Below are 21,166 nucleotides of genomic sequence, written 5' to 3' on the forward strand. Positions count from 1 at the left end.
CATTTTTGATCAGACACTCTTTGCGGTGCCATTCGTTAGGGAAAAAGGTAACAGAGAGTGAGGTGGGATGCGAGTCATGGATTGGCGCGGGGACAACTTCGGCAAAGCATTGAAGGCGCTGGCGCAGGCGATTGAGCCGGATCGGCCGGCGCTGGTGCATGGCGAGCGGATCCTAAGCTGGAGCGAGCTCGATTCGCTGACTGACCGGATTGCCGCGGGGCTTGCCGCGCAGGGCCTGAAGCCGGGCGATGTCGCGGGGCAGATGCTGCGCAATACGCCCGATTACATGCTGGCATATTTCGGCTGCATCAAGGCGGGCGTGACCCCGGTCAATGTGAACTATCACTACAAGGATCGCGAGCTGGCGGACATTTTCACGCGCTTTGGCCTCAAGGCGGTTTTCGTGGAGAGCGACTTTGCGCAAAGCGCCGGTGCGGCCATGCCTGACGGCACGCTGACCATCGATGTCGGCTCGGATGATTGGGCGCGGCTACAGGCCAGCGACTTGCCGGCCGGGTCCGCCGTTCATGACGATCCGCGGGCGCTGTTCTTCACTGCCACTGGCGGCACCACCGGATTGCCCAAGGCGGTGATGTGGCCATTCGATGCGGCGTGGCAGGCGTTCGGGATTTCGGTGTGGCAGCGCGGGCCGGGCGTGCCGCCTTTCGTGGCGCCTTCGCTGGCGGAGCAGGCTGCCGAAGCCGCGCGGATCGGGCCGGATCATCCCGCGTCGTCTTCCCCGCTGCTGCTGCTCAGCCCGCTGATGCATGGCGCAGGCCAGTTCACGGCGGTGATCCATTTGCTGAAGGGCGGCACCCTGGCAACTTTGCCGGCAGAGCGGTTCGGCGCCGATCTGGCACTCGACGAGGTCAGGAGGCTTGGCGCGCGCAATCTGTTCATTGTCGGCGATGCCTTTGCGCTGCCGCTGGCCGATGCGCTCGACGCCCGCAGCGATGCCGCTGAAGCGATTGCCAGCCTGCGCATGGTCACCTCGTCCGGGGCGGTTTTTTCCGAAAGCAACAAGCAGCGCCTGATCGCACACAACCCGGCGCTCACAGTGATCGATGCGCTGGGCTCTTCCGAAAGCTCCGGCACCGCGATCGTGGTGACGACGGCGGCGGGCTCGAGCGGGGGCGGGCGGTTTCAGGCGCTGCCCGGCCGCGAGACCAAGCTGTTTGACGAGAATTTCAGGGAAATTCCCAAGGGCAGCGAAGGCGTGGGCATCGTCGCGCGATCGGGGGCGCTGCCGCTCGGCTATCTGGGAGAGGACGAGAAGAACGCGCAGACCTTCCCCGAGATCGACGGCCAGCGTTACCTGATGACGGGGGACCGCGCGCGCTGGGCGGCGGACGGCACGCTCGAATTCATCGGGCGCGACAACATGTGCATCAACACCGGGGGCGAGAAGGTCTTCCCGGAGGAAGTCGAGGCGGTGCTGCAGGCGCATCCTTCGGTCAAGGACGTGCGCGTGGTGAGCCTGCCCGATCCGCGCTTCGGGCGGAAGGTCGTGGCGGTGGTGCAGCCTGAAGATGAGGCGGACGAAGCTGTTCTAGACACCCATGCCCGGTCAAACCTCGCGGCTTACAAGATCCCGCGCGCCTATTTCTTCACGGAGCAGTCGCTGCGGCTCAACAACGGCAAGCCCGATTACAAGGCGGCGCAGGCGATTGCGGATGCTGGACAGACCTAACCGGTCGTTCTTTCCGACTTGTCCGCCGCGTTGGTGCCCTTGATCATCGCGCGCAGCTGCTCCCATTCGGCATCGCCCAGCCCCTGCAGCGTGCTCCAGAAAGTGCCGCCGGTCGCCTGGTAGCCCGCACCGTCGATCGCGATGGTCTGGCCGTTCACATATTCCGCGCCCGGACCCATCAGGAACACCGCGAGGTTGGCGAGTTCATGCATTTCGCCATGGCGCCCCATCGGGTTGATCTCGTTGTTCGAATTGCCGCCGCGCCCGCCGGGTGACAGCCGCGCGCTCATCCCCTTGGTCGGGAATAGTCCCGGCGCTATCGCGTTGAAGCGCATGTTGTAGCGGCCCCATTCGACCGCCAGGCTCTGCGTCATGGTGTTGATCGCGCTCTTCGACATGGCGGAGGGCACCACGAAGGCCGATCCGTTCCACACCCAGGTGGTGAGGATCGAAATGACGTTGAGCCGGCCCTTCTCGGCAATGATGCGCTTGCCGATATTGTGCGTGACATAGAAAGTGCCGCGGAAAACGATATCGGCGATGGCGTTGAAGCCGTTGACGGAAAGATCCTCGGTGCGGCTGATGAAATTGCCCGCCGCATTGTTGACCAGGCCGGTAAGCGGGCCGTCGGCCCAGATCTGGTCGATCATTGCATTGATCGCCTCGGCATCGCGGATGTCGCAGGCGATGCCCACCACTTTGCCGCCCGAAGAACTGGCATGCAGGTCCATCAGCTCCTGCGCCGTCTCATCCAGCTTCCCTTGGCGGCGCCCGCAGATGTAGACGGTCGCGCCAAGCTTGAGGAACGCCTCGGTCATTTCGCGGCCCAGACCCGTGCCGCCGCCGGTCACCAGGATCCGTTCGCCGTCCATCAGGCCTGGGCGGAACATCAGCTGCGATACGTCCATTATTGTTGTCCTCTCAATTCGTCATTGCGAGCCGCCGCAGGCGGCGCGGCAATCCAGTCCCGTCGGCTGCTGGATTGCTTCGTCGCTTCACTCCTCGCAATGACGTAGTAGCGCCAGCTCAAAGGCCCAGCACTGTCTTGGCGATGATGTTCTTCTGCACTTCGTCCGATCCGCCAAAGATCGTGGCAGCGCGATTGTTGAGATATTTGCCCATCGCGGTTTGCGCCAGCTCGCTGCCGACCGGCTCGGGCGCTTCATTGCCGTAAAGCGGCCGGTCGAGCGGCAGTTGCAGCGCATCATAGCCCAGCAGTTCCAGCCGCAGCGTGTCGACCTGCTGCCCGATGTTGGAACCAAGCAGCTTCACCAGCGAGGTCTGCGGACCGGGCGCGCGCCCCTTGGCCAGATCGGCGAGGATGCGCAGCTCGGTTACTTCCAGCGCTTCGGCATCCAGCCGCGCACGGGCCAGCCGGTCGCGGAAACGCGGGTCATGCGCCACCGCGCCGTTCACGCCCGACGGCTGGGTTTCGGCCAGCTCGCGCAAGCGGTCGATGCTCTGCAGCAGGCGCGGGGCATAGCATGATCCGCCGCGCTCGTTTTCCAGCAGGAACTTGGCGATGGTCCAGCCCTGGCCTTCCTCGCCGATGCGATTGTCGACCGAAGTGACCGCATCGGTAAAGAACACCTGGTTTACTTCGTGGTCGCCTGACATCGAATAGATCGGGGTCACTTCCACCCCCGGCTGGTCCATCGGGATCAGCAGGAAGGTGATCCCCCTGCTGTTTCTTGACCGTGGCGTCAGTGCGCACCAGCGCGAAGATCCAGTCGGCATGATGCGCGTGCGTGGTCCAGATCTTCGATCCGTTGACGACATACTGGTCGCCCTCAAGCCGCGCTGACGTCTTGAGCGAGGCAAGGTCTGAGCCCGAACCCGGTTCGGAATAGCCCTGGCACCAGTAATCCTCGCCCGACAGGATGCGCGGCAGGAAGCGCGCCTTCTGCTCCGGCGTGCCGAATTCACAGATCACCGGGCCGACCAGCCGCAGGCCCAGGATGGAGATCGCCGGCGCGCCCGCCAGCGCGCATTCCTTTTCGAAAATGAACTTCTGCGTCGGCGTCCAGCCGGTGCCGCCGTCCTCCTTCGGCCAGTGATAGGCCACCCAGCCCTTGTCATTGAGGATGCGGTGCCATTCCATCCCGATATCGGGCTCTACGAACACGCCGGGCGTGCGCCGCGCGCCGTCGCGCAGCCGGTCAGGCAGGTTGTCCTTCAGGAAGGCGCGCACTTCTTCGCGAAAGGCGAGGTCTTCGGCTGAGAAATCCATATCCATCGGGCTCAATCTCCTTCCCGAAGGGCCCAGGCAATGCCCCGGCGCAGCAGGTCGTAATAGACGTCGTAATTCCAGGCGCACATTTCCTTGTGCGGGTAGAAATCGACCATGCCGGGCAGGTCGTAATGCCCGCGGCAATGGCCCAGCGTGTTGTAGACGATCCGCCCCTTGCCGATATCGCGCGTGTAGAGGATCGGCACGGTGGTCTTGTCCCATTGCCCGGCAACGAAGCCGGTCGCTTCGCCTTCGAAAGTGGTTTGCATCAGCGTGTCGATCGGGGCGGTGGTGTGCGACAGGTACAATTCGTCGACCACGTCGAAATTCTCGATCCCGCGCGTGAATTCATGGTCGTGATTGACCACTTCGACATGGAACGGACCGATCGGCGGGTGCGCCTTGAACTGGGTACCGAGCATGTCCATCACGTCGGGCCGGTCATCGGGCGCATCGACCAGCCCGCTTTCAGTGAAGACCAGGATCGAATTGGTGCCGTGCAGCGCCAGCCACTTGCCGCCCGCTTCCAGCCAGCTGCGCAATTGCTTGGCCTGCTCCACCGTGGGCATCAGGTCACAGGTATAGGTGACCAGGAAACGGCACTGGTCGAGCCGCTCCAGCCCCGAATAGTCGCAGGCGACGGTAGTGCGGATATGCGGATGTTCGGCCAGCAGCTTGAGCAGTTCCAGCCGCGGATAGTCGATGTCGTGATACTTGCCCGCAGCCACGAAATGGGCGTCGATGCGTTGTGCCGGTTGTGCGCCCATGATTAGCTCCTGATGCTGCCGCCGCCGTCGACAGTGATGTCGCAGCCGGTGGTGAAGCTGGCCTCGTCGCTGGCGAGCCAGACGACGGCGCGCGCCACTTCCTCAGGCTCGCCGATCCGGTTCATCGGGTGGGTCGCGGCAAAATTGGTCTCGATATTCTCCGGCGTGTCGGCGCCCGAATATTTGTAGCGATTGTACATCGGGGTGCGGATCGCGCCGGGATGGACCATGTTGGCGCGGATCGGCACGCCGCGTTCGGCGCAATCGAGCGCGACCGAACGGGTCAGGCCGAGCAGGCCTGCCTTGGACGCGCTATAGGCCGCAACAAAAGCCGCCGCCCGGATCGCAATCATCGAGCCGATATTGACGATGGCGCAGGGCTCTCCGCTCGCTTCCATCGCCGGGATCGCGGCGCGCATCCCGTAGTAGGGGCCGTTGAGGTTGATATCGATGGTGCGTTCCCAGGTATCGAGCGTGCCATCGACCACATTACCGGGTTCGGAAATGCCGGCGATATTGCACAGCACCGTCAGCTTGCCGAAGCGCGCGACCGTGGCCTTCACCGCTTCGTGCCATTGGTCGCGATTGCGGACATCGAGTTCGAAGGCTTCGGCATTTTCGCCCAGTTCTTCGGCCAGCGCCTTCGCCTTGTCGATCTGGACGTCGCACAGCATCACGCTGCCGCCTTCGTCCACGATCATCCGGCCGACTGTCGCCCCGATCCCTTCGGCACCGCCGGTGACCAGCGCGACCTTGCCTGACATGCGCCCCATCGTTCTTCCCCTTACCGCTGCAGGATCGCGACCGCGCTCAGCCCCGGTGCGCCGTAGACATGGCTATAGCCAGTCTTCGCCCCTTCGACCTGGCGCTCGCCTGCGCGACCGCGCAATTGCTGCACATTTTCATAGACTTGCCTGAGACCCGAGGCGCCGATCGGCTCTCCGCAGGCGAGACAACCGCCATCGGTGTTAATCGGCAGCTTGCCGCCAATCTCCGACCAGCCATTGGCCAGCCACTCTTCCTGCTCGCCGTCCTTGCAGAAGCCGTTTTCGGCCATGTGCATGATCTCGGCGCCGCTTTCGGTATCCTGCAGCTGCGCTACGTCGATGTCTTCGGGGCCGATCCCCGCGCCTTCGAACGCGGCCTTGCTGGCGAGCACGGTGGGCTTGCCGCCCTCCCTGATGCTGACGCCGGCCTGGAATACTTCGAAACTGTCAGGCGGGCGGGTCTTTACCGCCACCTTGGCGATCTTGACCCCGTCCGCGCCGAGTTCGCGCATCTTCTTCTCGCTGGCGAGGATCAGCGCCACGCCGCCTTCGCTGGGCGAGCAGAACATGTATTTGGTAAGCGGATCGTTGATCATCGGCGCATTCATGATCGTTTCGAGATCGATCGGGCTGCGCCGCCAGGCGTGCGGGGTGATCGTGCCGTTCCTGAAGGCCTTTTCCGCCACCCGGCCGAGCGTGGTCCGGCTGATGCCGTGCAGCTGCATATAGCGCTGGATCTTGAGCGCGAAGAACTGCGTAGTCAGCATCATGCCGGTCTGGCCGTACCATTCGGGCAGGCCAAAGTCCCTGGGCTTGGCGTTGAACGCGCCGCGCGGATGCTTGTCGAAGCCGACCGCCAGCGCAAGGTCGTAGAATCCGCTGGCGACTGCCATTTGCGCGGAAACCAGCGCGCTGCCGCCGGTGGCGCAGCCATTGGCGACATTGGTGAAGGGCAGGCTGGTCAGGCCCAGCTCGTTGACCATGATGTCGGCATTGCCCGCCGCCGCCGATCCGCCATACGCGCATTCGATGTCGGCCCATTCAAGGCCCGCATCCGCCATGGCTTCGCGCACGGCATAGATACCCTGTTCGCGGCCTGAACGGCCGTCTGTGCGCCCGAAGGGATGGATACCTGCGCCGATGATATAAACGTCTTCGCTCATGCCGCATTCTCCGGACGGAAGGCAAAGGTGCATTGGGTGTCGCTGAAGGGCACGATGCAGAACTCCATCGGCATGCCCAGCTTGAGGTCTTCCAACTTGGCATCGACGATCCGGCTTTCGACGATCACTTCGCCGGGCAGCTCGATATAGCCGAGCAGGAACGGTTTGAAATCGGGCGGACCTTCGCCTTCGCCGCTGCCCCAGCCTTCATAGGGTTCCTTGGGCAGGAAGTCCTGGCTGGTCCAACTCCACAACTTGCCATGGCGCGACAGCTTGTAGGGTTCGACATCCCTGGCGGCGTCGCCCTGTGGCATCGGGAACACGATCTCCCCCGAGGGCAGGCGGCCGCCCATCAGGTGCGGCTTGTCCTCATTGCTCCACAGATCGGGGTCGACTGGCGCCAAGGCAGTCATGCCGCCACCGCATATTCGACGAGGTTGGTGTCGACATCGCCAAACAGTTTCGACAGCAGCAGCACGCGCTTCATCGCATGGCCGATGGCCAGTTCGTCGGTAATCCCCATGCCGCCATGTAGTTGCACCGCTTCGCGCGCTACATGATCGACGTTCTCGGTTATATAGGCCTTCGCACCGGCTACATTGCGCTGCCAAGAGTCTACATCCGCTATATCTCCCAGCGCGGCGCGATAAAGCATGGAGCGGGCCTGTTCGATCCGCGCATAGCAATCGACCAGCCGGTGCTGCAGCGCCTGGAAGCTGCCGATCGGCACGCCGAACTGCTCGCGTTCCTTCACATAACGCAGCGTGTCATCCAGCAGCCGCTGGCCCAGCCCGACCAGCTCCGCCGCTGCGAGCAGGCGCGCTTCGGCGACGATTTGTGTCAGTGAATCGCCTGAAATGTCGAGCTTTTCGCCCTTGACCCGGATCAGGCGCAGCTCGCCCGCCATGCTGCCATCGGCCAGGCGATAGGCGCGCACTTCCAGCCCCTCGGCGTTGCGCGGCACCAGGTAGAGCGTGGTCGCATCGCCATCGCGTGCGGACACTATGAATGCGTCAGCCAGCGCTGCGCCCAGCACAAAGGTCTTCTCGCCGGTGATGGCGCCGCCCTCAACGCGGGTCTGCTTCGCTTCGAGGCTGTAACGCTGGCTACGCTCCGCCCAGGCGAAAGACGTAAAGCTCGTACCCGACAGGACTGCCTCCAGCGCCTCTGCCGCGCCGCCGGCTGCCAGCAGCCGCGCGGGCAGCACGCCGTTTTCGAGCCAGGGATCGGGGGCATTGCCTCGCCCGATCGCTTCCGCGACCAGCGCCAGGTCGAGCGGAGATCCGCCCATGCCGCCCGCCTCTTCGCTGGCAGCGAGCGCGATCAGGCCGAGTTCCGCCAGTTGCTGCCATCGCGCAAGGTCATACCCGCCTTCGTGCAGGCGCAATTTGCGCCGCGCCTCGACATCGAGCGGCGCAGTGAACCGCTCGACGGTAGAGCGGAACAGCTCCTGCTCTTCGGATAGGTCGAAGTTCATCGCGCTCCCCTCAACCGGCCCCTCAACCGGCCCTCGTGTAAGTGATCGGCAGCCGCGTAACGCCGCGCAGCATGATGTTGGGCAGGATGCGGATCCCGTCCTCATCGGCCAGCTGGAAATTGTCGAGCCGCTCAAGCAATTCATCGAAGGCGACGAACATTTCCTTGCGGCTCAGCATGTTGCCTACGCACATATGCGGCCCTTTGCCAAAGGCGAGGTGCGCGCGCGCATTCTGGCGATCGATCAGGAAGGCGTCCGGATTCTCGAACTTCGCCGGATCGCGGTTGGCCGCGGCATAGCGCACCTGCAGCATCGATCCCGCAGCGATCTTCTCGCCGCCGAGCTCAACATCCTGCTTCACCACCCGCCAGATGCCGGCGCTCGGCGATTCATAGCGCAGCATCTCTTCGACCATGTTCTGGATCAGCTTGGGGTCGCGCCCGCCCGCCGCTGCCTTGGCCTTCGCCATCTGGTCCGGGTTGCGGATCAGCTGCAGCAAACCCCCGGCGATGGTCGATGTCGTGGTCTCGTTCCCGGCGACCATGAATTGCTGCATGATCGACATGATTTCCTCGTCGGTCAGCGGAGTTTCGCCTTCGACGCGGGCTTCGACGAGATCGGTCAGCAAGTCGTCACCGCCATTGGCGCGGCGATCATCGATCAGGCCTTTCATATACTTCTGGTAATCGACGAAGCTGCGGACGCATTCGAGTTGCCGCTCGCGGTCGATCAGCTGGCTGAAACGATCGACTGCCGCATCGGACCAGTCCTTGACCTGCTTGGGATCGTTGTCGAGCCCGATCTGCTGGGCGATCATGGCGACGGGAAGGGGGATCGCGAAATCCTCGACGAAATCGCCTTCGCCCTTGTCGGCCATCTTCTCGATCAGCTCGATTGCCTTCTTGCGCATATCGGCTTCGATCGCGTTCACGCGCGGGGCGGAGAAAGCGAGGTTCACCAGCTTGCGGTTGCGCGTGTGGATCGGATGGTCAGCCGTCAGCAGAGTAGGCGGATTGTCCCAGCCTTCCGCCAGGATCGCCTCGATCTCGTCATCGGTGGCGCCCATCAGCGCGGCGAAATCATTGGAATAGATTTCGGGCTTGGAAGTGACTTCCGAGACCAGGTCATAGGAATAGACGACCCACGCATTGGCGGCGGCCACGAACTCCAGCTTGATCCCGGCTTCATGCACCTGGCGATAGTAGTCGAACGGATCGACCAGTATTTCCGGCGCAAACAGATTGCCTGCAGGCTTGTTCATCGATGCGGCTCCGACAGTGCTCTCATTACACCTCGCAGACTAGCGCCGCGGGCACGCTGCGCGCACTGCGTGAAAGTGTTAGGGAGCGACCCGAAAGGGCACGGCCAGCCTATCGAAAAGGCCAGCCTTGCGCCGTCAGCCGCCGCCGAATTCGCGCTGAAACTGGCCCATGTCGAAATAGTCGCGCCATTGGGCAATCTTGCCGTCGGAATCGATCTCGAACGTGCCCATCACCGGCAGCGCGGCGATGCGGCCGTCCTTGAGGTGGAACGCATCGGTCCTTTCCGTGAGCACGACACCGTCATCCGCAGCGATCGCGTGGATTTGCCAGTCGCATGCCGCGACCGGCCCCATGAACCCGGCCACCGCCTCGCGCATCGCCGCGACGCCCTTGATCGGCTCCATCGGGATATTGTGCCACACCACCGTCGGCGCGCACATGGCATACATCGCTTCCATGTCCCCGCTGTTCCAGTGACCGACAAAGGTGGTGACGGTTTCGATCGGGGTCATGGCGTATCTCCTGAAGTGAAGCGCAGCGCATTCACCAGCACGCGCTGCACATGGGGGTTGCTGTAGGTCTCAGGCCCGTCGCCGAACTGGCAGTAGACCAATGGCGCTTTGTCGACCTGCCGCCACCAGGCGACAAGGTTACTGCCTTCGGCATGCTCCCAGCCTTCGCGGCTGAACATGGCGCCCGCGACGGCGCTGGCTGCCGAGTAGAAATTGTCGCGGGTAAAATCGTGCCGGGCACGGATCAGCGGATGGACCGCGCTTTCGTCGATCTGGCAGAGATACAGTTCGTCGGTAACCGGGAAACTCTCGGGCAGACCTTCAGTAACGGGATGGCTCGCCACCACGCGCGCTTCGTAGCTGACATCGTGGCGATAGCCCGAATCCGGCACGGCCCGGCCCTGCCATTGCCCCGGCTGGTAAAAGAAGCGCCCGCCCAGCATCTCCGCCCACTCGGGCCATTCCGCCCAGCCGGCCAGCGCGTGGTGTATGGCGACAGCGCCTTTGCCGCTAGCGAAGCGACGCCGGACCGCGGCCTTGAAACCCTCGGACGGCGGGCGCGAGGTCACCGTGCCATCACCGAAAGTGTAGCCGCCCATGTCGTAGAATAGCAGGGCATCGGCTTCCTCCGCCGCGCCCCCTGCAACCGCTTCTTCCGCATCCGGATGGATAAGGTGCTCGACGTCCCAAGTCACTTTGGCCAATCCGCCTAGCTCTCGCCCCAAAAACTGGATCAGCGCAGCGAAGGGCTCTTCCTCGTAAGGGTGCCCGCCGGACAGGACGAGCAAGCTCCTTCGAGTGTCTTTGGTCATCAGGCAATCTTCAGGATCATCTTGCCCTGGTTCGTCCCTGCGAACAGGCGCATGAAGCTGTCGAAGGTGTTCTCCAGCCCTTCATCGATATGCTCCTCGATGGTCAGCCTGCCCTCGGCCGCCCACTGGCCCATCTGCGCTGCCCCCTCGCCAAAGCGTTCGACATAGTCGGCCACCAGTAGCCCGCGGATCTGCGCGCGCTTGACGATCAGCTGCCACAGATTGCGGATCCCGCGCGGCTCGGTGTTGTATTCGCTGATCAGGCCGCACAGCCCGACCCGGGCAAAAAGGTTGAGGTTCATCAGGCCGGCATCGAGGATGATCCCGCCGACATTCTCGAAGATCACATCGACGCCATTCGGCGCCGCTTCGGCAATCGCCTTGGTCAGGGCTGCCTCGTCCTTGCCCTTGTAATCGATCGCCGCGTCGAAGCCGTATTTGTCGATCAGCTTGGCGCATTTCTCCGGCCCGCCGGCGATGCCGACAGCACGGCAGCCCTTGATCTTCGCCAGCTGTCCCACGAGCGAGCCGACCGCGCCCGCCGCGCCGGTAACCAGCACGGTCTCGCCTGCCTTCGGCTCGCACACTTCGAGGAAGCCGAAATAGGCGGTCATGCCGACTGCGCCGAAGATCGAGAGGTAATTGGTTACGCTCGGCACCAGCGCAGGGTCGATCGGCTGGGTGAATCCGCCGGCCTGGCTGAGCGAGTAATCCTCCAGCGCGTGGAGGCCCATGACCCATTGGCCTTTTTCGAAGCCTGCGGCGCGGCTTTCCTCGACCACGCCGATGGTGCTGGCGCGCACCGGATCGCCAAGCGGGATCGGCGGCATGTAATTGCCCTCTGCATCCATCCAGCCGCGCATTGCCGGATCGAGCGAGGCGTAATGGTTGCGGATCAGGAACTGCCCTTCGGCAAGCTCCGGCGTTGGTTCCGTTACCAGCTCGAAATCCTCGCGCACGGGTGCGCCATCGGGGCGGCGGCGTAGGAGGTAGCGCCTGTTCTGCGGCATCATCTGTTCCCTTGCTGCGCTTCAGGCGGCGGCGATCTTCACCGGAATGGCGCTTTGCAACGCCTGCCCGGTGATCGGATCGTAATCGACCTCGTCGCTGGTTAGTCGGTTGGTCGATCCACCCACTTCGCGCACATTGTGCTTGCCCGCTTCGCTGTCGCCAAAGGCATGTGCCATCGAAATGAGCCCGCGCCGCACCCGGTCACTGCCCTTGGCCACGCCATGGATCGACGCATGGGCAGAGGTGATCTCGATCACATCGCCATCCTTGATGCCATGCGCCGCCATGTCATCGGGGTGGATATAGGCGGGGTTGGTCGTGATCTTCTTGCCGAGGTTCTTCAGCGGCTGTCCGATCGAATTGAACCGCGCCTTCGACCGGCGCGAGATCAGGCGGAAATCGAACCCGGCTGCGCGCGCTGCGTCCGCGCCATATTTCTCCAGCTGTTTGGGCATGTCGCCAGCTGCCAGCTGGAAACGATAGGCCTTGTCGGGATCGGCGGGCTCGATAACCGGGTGGAGATCGTCATAGATCACTGCCGCGCCGCCCGCTTTGCGCGCATCCTCGCGCACCTTGCTGGGCGGGACAAGGCAGCCTGCCGTCATCAGGTCAAGGAATTGCTGCTTTGGTGGCGGGCTGTCGCCATCCATCGGCACCGCCCCCCCCGCCAGCTTCATCTGCAGGCCAAGGTTCTTGGCGAGGTGCCAGAACATTTCATATTCGTCGATCACGTCGCCGGGCGCTTCGGCCAGCGCCTCGGTGTAGCGGGCATAGGCCTTCTCGTGCCACCATTCGGAAAGGTTGGTGATGTCTTCGCGCTCGAGGCATTGCTTGGGCGCGAGCACGACATCGGCGCGCTTGGCGCTGGCGCTCATCCATGGGTCGACCTGGACGAAGAGTTCGAGATCGTCGAGCGCGCGGCGCATCTTCAGCTGGTTGGGAAAGCCGACTTCCGGATTGCCGCCGACCGAGATCAGCGCGCGGATCTGGCCTTCGCCAGGGGTCAGGATTTCATCGGCCATCACATTGCACGGCATTTCCATGAACAGCTGGCCCAGCCCGCGGAAGCGGCTCTTGGCCATGCCAGGGGCGCCGAACATCGGCATGGGCGGTGCGACCTGGGCGCGCTTCTCGCCCATCTGGATGGTGTAGACCCCGGGCACGCCGCATTTCTCGCCCTCCTGCTTGAAGCGCGCGCAGATCGTGTTGAGGCAGGTGACGAGATATTCGGTCAGCGTGCCATTGCCGGCCATTTCCGGGCCGGTGCCGGTGACCGCGCAACCCTTCGATCCGCCCGCGAACATGCGCGCGGCGCGCACCAGTTCGTCCTTCTCCACCCCTGCGCGTTCGGCCGCGACATCGGGCGAGAAGGCTTTTACCGCTTCGGCCAGCTCTTCGAACCCGTCGACATGGGCGGCCACGAAATTGCGATCATATAGCTCTTCGGAAATGATAACGTTGAGCATTCCGGCGAGCAGTGCCGGATCCTCGCCCGGCTTCACCGGCAGGTATATATCCGCCAGCTGGCCGACTTCGGCCAGGCGCGGGTCGGCCACGATCAGCTTCAGCCCTTCCTTCTTGCGGTCGCGAATACGCTTCGACGGGCTGAACGGCGGCACCCCGCCGACCGGCGAATAATGCGATACGATCGGGTTGTTGCCAATGAAGAAGGCGACATCGGCTTCGGAGAAGTTGTTCGCGCCGCCCATCCATTTGCCATATCGTGCGGTGGTGAACACCTTGGCCGGCTGGTCGAGCGTGACCGATGTGAAGAAATGCTTCGACCCCACCGCCTGGGCAAAGCTGTGGCTGGCAGCCCAGGCGGAAGAATTCTGGTACCCGCCCGACCCCATGAAAACGGCCACGCTGTCAGGCCCGTATGTGTCGATGATGCGGCGCAATTCGGCCGAGACATGCGCCAGCGCTTCCATCATCGGCGTTTCGCGGAAATTGCCCTCCGCATCGCGCACCAGCGAATAGTGCAGGCGGTCTTCCGAATTGTGCGAATCCGGCAGTTCGCGGCCTTTCTTGCAGGTATAGCCGCCATATTCGGGATCGTCCGGATCGCCGCGCACGGCCTTCACCTTCCCGTCTTCGATATCGACCAGCATCGCGCAATTGGCGTGGCAGAAACGGCAGAAAGTCTTGTGCGTGTGGATGCCCATGGCTGTCGTTCCTCTCAAATGAATTGTCCGTAGACTAGTCGCAGAGCTCCCTGCGCTCGACTGACACTTTTGCGCGTAGCGAGGAGGGGCTGTGCGCCGCATTAGGCTCGCGAGACGCAAGCAGCCCGGAGAGAGACATCATGCCGACGACCACCCGCCAATGGCTCCTCAACGGTCATCCGCGTGGCCGCGGGATCGAAGACAGCGACTTCCGCCTGGCCGAGGTCGAGCTGGCCGATCCCGGCCCGGGCGAGATGCTGCTGGCCACCCGCTACCTCGGGTTCGATCCGGCGCAAAAGGGCTGGATGGAGAATATCGCGGACTATGTCGCGCCGATGGCGATCGGCGATGTGATGCGGGGCAGTGGCATTGCCGAAGTGATCGAAAGCAACGGCGGGCGTTTCCAGAAGGGTGACTGGGTATTCGGCACCACCGGCTGGACCGAGCATTTCGTCAGCGACGGCAAGGATCTGACGAAGGTCGAGACCGAGCTGTCTCCCACCGCCGTCCTCTCCGTCCTCGGCACCACCGGCGTCACCGCCTATTGCGGGCTGTTCAAGGTGGGCAAGCCCGTGGCCGGCGACACCGTGCTGGTGTCGGGCGCGGCGGGCGCGACCGGTTCGGTCGTCGGGCAGCTGGCCAAGATCGCCGGGTGCCGCGCGGTCGGCATCGCGGGCGGGCCGGAGAAGTGCCGCTGGCTGGTCGAGGAAGCGGGTTATGACGCCGCGATCGATTACAAGGCAGGCGATGTAAAGGCGCAGATCAAGGAGCTTTGCCCGCGCGGGGTGGACGTGATCTTCGACAATGTCGGCGGCTCGATCCTCAATGACATGCTGGCCAATATCGCGACGGGCGCACGGGTGGTGATCTGCGGCGGGATCAGCCGCTACGAGACCGGCAATCTGCCTGCCGGTCCGCAAAACTATTTCAACCTGGTGTTCCGCCGCGCCAGCATGGCGGGATTTATCGTGCTCGACTGGGCCAGCGAATTCCCGCAGATCCGCAAGCGGCTCGAGGGCTTCGTCCAGGACGGCCGCCTGCGGTACCAGGAAGATATCCAGCACGGCTTTCAGAACGCACCCGATACGCTGAAGCGGCTATTCGTGGGCAAGAACCGCGGCAAGCAGATGCTGAAATTGTGATTGTTTTGCGCATCCGCGTCCGCGGATGCGTCCTCGGGGCAGCCCCTTCGCTGCGCTGCGGTGCCCCTGCGGGCGGGCGGTCGCCCTTGCGGTCGCTGTTGCGACCGTTTTCAAGGAAAGGCTAAGCCAAATCCTCGGGCCGGTTCACATTCATCAGCGGTGGATCAAAGCCAATTTGCCGCGCTCCGACGCTTTCGGCAAAGCCGTAAAGCGCGCGCCCGCCGCCCGCGATAAGGGCCTCCAGCCGTGGTGCGAGTTCAGCAGGCCAAAGCCCGATCACCGGCTGGCTTTGCACGATCGCCGGGCCCTCACCCGCAAGAGCTTCAGCGAGGTCGGGCGGCAGGTTGGGCACATCGCAGCCGGTGCTGAGGACGTGGGTAAATCCACGCTCGGCGGCATGATGCAGCGCCGCGTTCAATCCACCCAACGGCCCTAGTCCGGTCGACGGACGGTCTGGCAGGCAGGTGAAACCTTCTTCCTCCCGACCGCATACGACCAGCTCGTCGCACTGGATGCTTAGCCGGTCATAGACAAGGTCGAGCAGGCGAAAACCGTTGTAGCGCGCATGCGCCTTGTCACTGCCGAAACGGCGCGACTGTCCGCCGGCGAGAATGGCCCCGAGGATTTTCAGTCAAACGCCTCGGTGGCCTGGCCCTGATCGTTATAGACCGGGCCTTCGCGGTCGACGCGGTACTTCTTGCTCGCTGCCCCCGTCAGGCCGAACTTTCCAATGTGATCGCGCATTCCGGCATAGGCGGCATTGGCGAAATGATGCGCCAGCGCTTCCTCGCTTTCCCATTCCTCGAACACGTTCACGCGTGCCGGATTGTTGCCGTCCGCGCTCCAGTCATAGGCAATGCAGCCATCCTGGGCGAGCGCCGCATCGATATGCGGCTTGGCGCTTTTCAATGCCTCTTCGCGCTGCGCCGGATCGAGATCGATCTGCGCGGCAATAACAATCTTGGCCAATCCTATTCTCCCTGTGGCTTGTATTCTGCGACAATGCCGAACTTGCGATGGGTAAACACCCAGGTGCCGTCGATCTTCGCCAACTGGTCTTCGTAAAGCCCGCCGACGACACGGGTTGCCCCATCCTTCATATGCAGGATTTCCTGCGTCTGGACGCGGCTGGTCGCGGTATCGCCGGTGACTTCGATCATGCAGGGCACGCAGTGGAAGCTGACCGCTTCGATCCCGCTCATCGCCTGTGACCAGAAGCCGACAATCGCCTGCTTGCCTTCGAACAGATTGCCAAAGAAGTCCCAGGTCGCGTTATCGGCCCATACGGTGCCCCAGGTGCCCGCATCCTTGCGCACCACGCCATCGGCATAGGTGCCGTTGAGTTCGGCAATCATCTGGCGATCTTCGGCGGGTCCTCTGAACATGGCGCTCTCCTTGTCTGATGCTGCGGCTATCAGCCGCATGGGCGCACGCTTCAATGGACACTTTTGGGAAGGGCGCAAATTCCGGCAAGCGCCTAGACACGGGGCGAGACCAGACAAGAGGGAGTGCGAGAGATGGGCCTGCTGGAAGGTAAGAAAGCCGTCATCCTGGGTGCCGCGGGCAAGGACAATATGGGCCAGGTGACCGCGCGGCTGTTTGCGGCAGAGGGCGCCGAAGTGCTGGTGGCAGGGCGCAAGGAAGGCCCGCTGAAGGAGATCGCGGAGGAACTTGGCGGGCATTATGCGCTGTGCGACATAACCAATCGCGCCGAAGTGCAGGCACTGGCGAAGACGGCCACCGAAAAGATGGGCCGGGTAGATGCGGCAGTGAATTGCAGCGGGTGGGGGCTACTCGCGAACCTGCTGGAGACCACGGAAGACCAGCTCGACCAGATCGTCGACCTGCAGTTCAAGGGCGTGCACCACTTCCTGCAAGCCTTTGTCGAGACGATGAAGCAGCAGGATCCGCAAGGAGGCTCGCTGATCTCGCTGTCTTCAGCCACCACCAAGGCGCTGATCAACAATCATGCCGCCTATATCGGTACCAAGACCGGTTCGGAGGCGCTCGTTCGCTGCGTGGCGAACGATTTCGGGCAATACGGCATCAAGGCGAACACGGTTTCGCCCGCGTTTACTGAAAGCCCGATGACATCGGACAGCTTCAAGGTGCCAGGGCTGGTCGATGCGTTCCTGCCGAAATATCCCCTGGGCCGCTTGAACACGAGCCAGGACGTGGCGGAAGCCTGCGTCTGGCTGTGCAGCGACCGCGCCTTCGTGACAGGTCAGAACATCCAGCCGAATGGCGGGCTGACGCTGCGCGGCAACCCGCAAGCGGTCGATATCGAAGCCGCTGTGGGTGCTGCGATGGCGAAAATGCAGGAAGGTTAGCTATTCGGCGCTAATATTGCGCCGTTCCCCCGTCGACACTGATCGCAGCGCCGGTGATCCCGCCGCCTTCCTTGCTGGCGAGCAGCAGCGCGACTGCGGCGATTTCCTCGACCGTGTTGGGGCGCTTGATCGCGGCTTCGCTGGCGAACATCGCGATCATTTCCTCGAACTCCATCCCCATCGCCTTGGCAGTGGCGGGGCCGTTGTTCTTGATGATGTCGGTCACGACCAGGCCGGGGCAGATGCAATTGGCGGTGATGCCCAGCTCGCCCACTTCGCGTGCCAGTGACTTGGTCATGCCGATCACCGCATGCTTGGCGGCGGTATAGGCGGTGAACACCGGCTTGCCGTGTTTCCCTTCCATCGAGGACATGTTGATGATCCGGCCGGACTTGTTGGCAATCATGGTTTTGAGCGCGCGGCGCGAAGCCCAGAAAGTCGAATAGACATTCCATTTCATCGCTTCGTCGAAGGCCTGGTCGCTGAGGTTGACGAGTGGCTGCAAATCGCCCGCGCCCCCGGCATTGTTGACGAGGATGTCGATAGCACCGAAGTGGTCAACGACCTGGTCGATGAAGCCTTCGACATCGCCCTGGTCCATCACGTCGCCGGGGACGAAGATCGCGCGGTCGCCTGCCCCTAGCTCTTCCAGCACCTTGGCGCCCTTGTCCGGGTTGCGGGCGAACAAGGCGACTTTGGCGCCTTCCGCCAGATATGCCTCCGCGATCCCGCGCCCTAAGCCTGCTGTACCGCCGGTGATCGCTGCGACTTTTCCTTCGAGTTTCATTGGCCTCTCCCAAGCTTTGAGTGACCGTTAGCGAGGCTGCGTCTTGTCTGCACCTCGCCAAAATGAAGGGTTGCCGCATTTCGCTGCCGCGCCATGACTGCGGGAATGGAACAGGTCGATGTGATCGTGCTGGGATGCGGGGCAGCCGGAATGACAGCGGCGCTGGCGGCGCATGAGGCAGGCGCGAAGGTCGCGCTGGTGGAACGGTTCGACCGGATCGGCGGCACCGCTGCGGTTTCGGGCGGGGTGATCTGGGTAGCGGACAACCCGCGCCAGCGCGCTGCGGGGATGCGCGACAGCCGCGAGGAAGCGCTGGCCTATTTCAAGGCGCTCGACCACGGCGACCTGGTCGATGATACGATCGAGGCCTTTGTCGATCGCGGGCCGGAAGCGCTGGAGTTTCTCGAAAACATTGGCGCGCTCAGCGTGTCGCTGCTTGAGGGCTACCCCGATTACTATCTCGATCGTCCCGGCGCCAAACCCGAAGGCGGCCGCGCACTCGACCATGATTTGTTCGCGCTGGGCGAATTGGGCGAATGGGCTGCGCGGATCACAGCGATCGAAGAAATGAAGCCGATGATGCTGCGCGAAACGCCGCTGGGCGGCGGGACCGGCGTGGTCGAACCGGAAGAAATGCAGCGCCGCATTGCCAACAATGAACGCGGGTTTGGTCAGGCAATGGTCGGGCGGCTGCTCAAGGCCTGCCTGACACGCGGGATCGAGCCGATGCTGGGCGTGGAGACACGCGAACTGATCCGCGAGGGTGGGCGCATCACTGGCATCAGAGGGGCCCGCGATGGCGAGAAATTCGAATTGCGCGCAGCGCAAGGCGTCGTCATCGCTACCGGCGGCTTCGAATGGGACGCGGAAAAGCGGCAGGCTTTCCTGCGCGGCCCGATGGATGCGCCAGCCAGCCCGCCCACCGCGCAGGGCGATGGCCTGGCGCTGGCCATGCAGAGCGGGGCGAAGCTCGGCAATATGACGCAGGCATGGTGGGCGCCGACGCTGGTGACTCCCGATATGCCCTGGCCTGGCGGCGAGCAGCGCGCCATGCCGGTGCTGATCGAGCGGACCGTGCCGCACTCGATCCTGGTCAACCGCAAGGGGCAACGTTTCTGCAACGAAGCGGCGAACTATTCGGCGTTGGCTGGGGCTTTCCACGCTTTCGACCCGCAAAGCTACGACTATCTCAACCTGCCCGCCTGGCTGGTGTTCGATGAGGACTATGTCGAGCGCTACCCGATCGGGCCGCGCCTGCCCGGCCAGCCGGTGCCGGAATGGGTGACGCGCGCCGAGAGCCTGCCGGAACTGGCCGCCAAGCTCGGGATCGAAGGCGCAGCGCTCGAAGCTACGGTCGCGCGGTTCAACGGTTTTGCGCACGACGGGTATGATCCCGATTTCCAGCGCGGCACCTCTGCCTATGACCATTTCTATGGCGACCGATCGCGTGAGGGCACCGCAGTCACGCTCGGCCCGATTGCCCGCGCGCCCTTCTATGCGGTTGAAATCCGCATAGGGCTCTTGGGCACCAATGGCGGCCCGCGCACCGATGGGGCCGCGCGTATCCTCGGCCATGACGGTGCACCGATTGCGGGGCTCTATGGCGCGGGCAATGTGATCGCATGTCCCACTGGCGGGATCTATGCGGGTGCGGGCGGCACGCTCGGCCCGGCGCTCACATTCGGCTATATCGCTGGGCGAAGCGCCGCGCGGGCCAACGCCTAGCGCCGCTTCGGCTCGAACTCGATATGCAGCTGCTTGAGGCTGCGCAGCAGGAAATGCGGGTGATAGGCGAAATCGTTCTTGCCCGCTGCGAACCACATATCCTCGAACCGGTCGACCACAGCGGTGAAGCCCCAGGTCAGTTCGCGCCGGGCGAGCGGTGCGCCAAGGCAATGATGCGTTCCTGAGCCGAAGCCCATATGGCTGCCCGCCTTGGGTCGCTCGAGATCGAGCTTCTCCGGGCATTCGAAGGCCCGCTCGTCGCGATTGGCAGCCGCGAAGCGCACGTTGATCATCGCGCCGCCGGGGATCGTCACGCCTTCCAGTTCGGTATCGTCCGCCACGAAGCGCATCAGGCTCTGCACCGGGCTTTCCAGCCGCACGACTTCCTCAACGAAAGTGCGCATGTACTTCTCGGGATCGGACTTGAGCTGGTGCCACACATCCTTGTTCTCGATAAGCAGCTTCATGCCCGCTGCCAGCGCATTGGTGGTGGTCTCGCTGCCGCCAACGAAGGTGTCCGCCATCATCTCGGCATGGAGCTCGTTGTCGGTCAGCGGGCGGCCCCATTCCTCGATCACTGTGTTCACCAGCACGCTGATCAGGCTGTCATCGGGCTGCTGGCGCAGGCGCTCGAATATCGGCTGGAAATAGTGCTGCGCCTCGATCTCCTTATCGACCATTTCCATGTGGCGGTCTTCGGGTAGCATGAACGAGATGCGGTGGAAAAAGGCCTCGGTCCAGCTCTTGATCCGCCAGATGTCCTCCTTTTTCGCGCCCATCTGTTCGCCGATGATGTAGAGCGGCAGCGGCACGCAGAACTGGCTCACCCATTCGCTTTTGCCGTGATCGATAAAGCCGTCGATCAGTTCATAGGCCAGATGCTCGACCTTGCCGTCGATCTCCTTGATACGGCTGGGCTTGAAAGCTTCGTTGAACATCGCGCGCATCTGCTTGTGATTGGGGTCGTCGCGTCCGTTGAGGGTGGCCGCAGGGAGCCAGCCCCTTTCCTCGAAGCGCTTGGCCACCATCGCGCCGCGCTCCATGTCGGCCGCTGAAGCGCGAAAGCGGCCTTGTGGGGCGGAACTGGGGAAGCGCTGCGGGTCCAGCAGGACTTCGCGCACGGTATCGTATCTGGTCACGACGTACATGTCTGTGCCGGGAATATTGTAGACCGGCGCCTCGTCGCGCAGCTGGCGATAGGCGTCATAGGGGCACTGCTGCGTTTCCACGTCGAAGAGGTTGACCGCTACTTTGCTCGCCATGCGCGTCCTCCCGAAAATGCGGATGGGATTTGGCGCAGGCTGCGCGGATAGTGCGACAGCGGCA

The 21,166-nt window shown here is 63.4% G+C and carries 20 protein-coding genes and 1 pseudogene; 4 read left to right on the plus strand and 17 right to left on the minus strand.

Annotated features, from left to right (window positions below):
• Window positions 1–76 precede the first annotated feature (76 nt).
• Window positions 77–1,690 carry an AMP-binding protein gene (locus G6N82_RS09315; protein ID WP_165195849.1) on the plus strand — a complete coding sequence of 538 codons (1,614 nt, stop codon included), beginning with the start codon at window positions 77–79 and terminating at the stop codon, window positions 1,688–1,690.
• On the opposite strand, the gene G6N82_RS09320 is transcribed toward G6N82_RS09315, so the two are convergent.
• From G6N82_RS09320 to G6N82_RS09375, 12 genes and pseudogenes are all read right to left on the minus strand, one after another.
• Window positions 1,687–2,598: an SDR family oxidoreductase gene (locus G6N82_RS09320; RefSeq protein ID WP_165195851.1), complete on the minus strand. Its 912-nt coding sequence runs from the start codon at window positions 2,596–2,598 to the stop codon at window positions 1,687–1,689. The genes G6N82_RS09315 and G6N82_RS09320 overlap by 4 nt on opposite strands.
• Window positions 2,599–2,716: 118 nt before the next feature.
• Window positions 2,717–3,926, minus strand: a pseudogene (locus G6N82_RS09325) (acyl-CoA dehydrogenase family protein).
• A 5-nt stretch (window positions 3,927–3,931) separates the two neighbouring features.
• Window positions 3,932–4,687: a ThuA domain-containing protein gene (locus tag G6N82_RS09330; protein ID WP_206520156.1), complete on the minus strand. Its 756-nt coding sequence runs from the start codon at window positions 4,685–4,687 to the stop codon at window positions 3,932–3,934.
• Between the two features lie 2 nt (window positions 4,688–4,689).
• On the minus strand, window positions 4,690–5,451 hold the full coding sequence (locus G6N82_RS09335; RefSeq protein WP_165198125.1) for an SDR family oxidoreductase: 762 nt from the start codon (window positions 5,449–5,451) through the stop codon (window positions 4,690–4,692).
• A 20-nt stretch (window positions 5,452–5,471) separates the two neighbouring features.
• A complete protein-coding gene (locus tag G6N82_RS09340) occupies window positions 5,472–6,617 on the minus strand; it encodes a thiolase family protein (protein WP_165195853.1) in 1,146 nt (381 codons plus the stop codon).
• Window positions 6,614–7,030 (minus strand): OB-fold domain-containing protein, encoded by a 417-nt coding sequence (locus G6N82_RS09345; RefSeq protein WP_165195855.1) that lies wholly within the window; start codon window positions 7,028–7,030, stop codon window positions 6,614–6,616. Before G6N82_RS09345 ends, G6N82_RS09340 begins: the two co-directional genes overlap by 4 nt.
• The gene (locus tag G6N82_RS09350) at window positions 7,027–8,094 is read right to left on the minus strand and encodes an acyl-CoA dehydrogenase family protein (RefSeq protein WP_165195857.1); all 1,068 of its coding nucleotides are present in this window, start codon (window positions 8,092–8,094) and stop codon (window positions 7,027–7,029) included. The genes G6N82_RS09345 and G6N82_RS09350 overlap by 4 nt, the downstream gene beginning before the upstream one ends.
• A 22-nt stretch (window positions 8,095–8,116) precedes the next feature.
• Window positions 8,117–9,355, minus strand: a complete 1,239-nt coding sequence (locus G6N82_RS09355; RefSeq protein ID WP_165195859.1) for a cytochrome P450 — start codon at window positions 9,353–9,355, stop codon at window positions 8,117–8,119.
• A gap of 135 nt (window positions 9,356–9,490) precedes the next feature.
• Window positions 9,491–9,868 (minus strand): limonene-1,2-epoxide hydrolase family protein, encoded by a 378-nt coding sequence (locus G6N82_RS09360; protein ID WP_165195861.1) that lies wholly within the window; start codon window positions 9,866–9,868, stop codon window positions 9,491–9,493.
• A complete protein-coding gene (locus G6N82_RS09365; protein WP_165195863.1) occupies window positions 9,865–10,680 on the minus strand; it encodes a ThuA domain-containing protein in 816 nt (271 codons plus the stop codon). The genes G6N82_RS09360 and G6N82_RS09365 overlap by 4 nt, the downstream gene beginning before the upstream one ends.
• The gene (locus G6N82_RS09370) at window positions 10,680–11,690 is read right to left on the minus strand and encodes an NADP-dependent oxidoreductase (protein WP_165195865.1); all 1,011 of its coding nucleotides are present in this window, start codon (window positions 11,688–11,690) and stop codon (window positions 10,680–10,682) included. The genes G6N82_RS09365 and G6N82_RS09370 overlap by 1 nt, the downstream gene beginning before the upstream one ends.
• Window positions 11,691–11,711: 21 nt before the next feature.
• The gene (locus G6N82_RS09375) at window positions 11,712–13,856 is read right to left on the minus strand and encodes a molybdopterin-dependent oxidoreductase (protein ID WP_165195867.1); all 2,145 of its coding nucleotides are present in this window, start codon (window positions 13,854–13,856) and stop codon (window positions 11,712–11,714) included.
• A 140-nt stretch (window positions 13,857–13,996) separates the two neighbouring features.
• Between G6N82_RS09375 and G6N82_RS09380 the strand changes: the two genes are divergently transcribed.
• The gene (locus tag G6N82_RS09380; protein WP_165195869.1) at window positions 13,997–14,998 is read left to right on the plus strand and encodes an NADP-dependent oxidoreductase; all 1,002 of its coding nucleotides are present in this window, start codon (window positions 13,997–13,999) and stop codon (window positions 14,996–14,998) included.
• Window positions 14,999–15,119: 121 nt separating this feature from the next.
• Here the strand turns inward: G6N82_RS09380 and G6N82_RS09385 are convergent, their stop codons facing one another.
• The 3 genes from G6N82_RS09385 to G6N82_RS09395 are packed head-to-tail and all read right to left on the minus strand — an operon-like array spanning window position 15,120 to window position 16,383.
• Window positions 15,120–15,629, minus strand: a complete 510-nt coding sequence (locus G6N82_RS09385) for a molybdenum cofactor guanylyltransferase (protein ID WP_165198127.1) — start codon at window positions 15,627–15,629, stop codon at window positions 15,120–15,122.
• Window positions 15,626–15,967 carry a putative quinol monooxygenase gene (locus tag G6N82_RS09390; protein WP_165195871.1) on the minus strand — a complete coding sequence of 114 codons (342 nt, stop codon included), beginning with the start codon at window positions 15,965–15,967 and terminating at the stop codon, window positions 15,626–15,628. Before G6N82_RS09390 ends, G6N82_RS09385 begins: the two co-directional genes overlap by 4 nt.
• A gap of 2 nt (window positions 15,968–15,969) precedes the next feature.
• Entirely contained in the window at window positions 15,970–16,383 is a 414-nt protein-coding gene (locus G6N82_RS09395; protein ID WP_165195873.1) for a nuclear transport factor 2 family protein, read from the minus strand.
• Between the two features lie 132 nt (window positions 16,384–16,515).
• Between G6N82_RS09395 and G6N82_RS09400 the strand changes: the two genes are divergently transcribed.
• Window positions 16,516–17,328, plus strand: coding sequence for an SDR family oxidoreductase (locus G6N82_RS09400; RefSeq protein ID WP_165195875.1), 813 nt, complete (start codon window positions 16,516–16,518; stop codon window positions 17,326–17,328).
• 10 nt (window positions 17,329–17,338) lie between these two features.
• Here the strand turns inward: G6N82_RS09400 and G6N82_RS09405 are convergent, their stop codons facing one another.
• Window positions 17,339–18,115 (minus strand): SDR family NAD(P)-dependent oxidoreductase, encoded by a 777-nt coding sequence (locus G6N82_RS09405; protein WP_165195877.1) that lies wholly within the window; start codon window positions 18,113–18,115, stop codon window positions 17,339–17,341.
• 105 nt (window positions 18,116–18,220) lie between these two features.
• Here G6N82_RS09405 and G6N82_RS09410 point away from each other — a divergent pair, with 105 nt between their 5' ends.
• Window positions 18,221–19,840, plus strand: a complete 1,620-nt coding sequence (locus G6N82_RS09410) for an FAD-dependent oxidoreductase (protein ID WP_165198129.1) — start codon at window positions 18,221–18,223, stop codon at window positions 19,838–19,840.
• On the opposite strand, the gene G6N82_RS09415 is transcribed toward G6N82_RS09410, so the two are convergent.
• On the minus strand, window positions 19,837–21,102 hold the full coding sequence (locus tag G6N82_RS09415) for a cytochrome P450 (protein ID WP_165195879.1): 1,266 nt from the start codon (window positions 21,100–21,102) through the stop codon (window positions 19,837–19,839). The two genes, G6N82_RS09410 and G6N82_RS09415, sit on opposite strands and share 4 nt — an antisense overlap.
• Between the last annotated feature and the right edge of the window lie 64 nt (window positions 21,103–21,166).

The organism is Altererythrobacter sp. BO-6, from assembly GCF_011047315.1.
Classification (GTDB): Bacteria; Pseudomonadota; Alphaproteobacteria; order Sphingomonadales; family Sphingomonadaceae; genus Erythrobacter.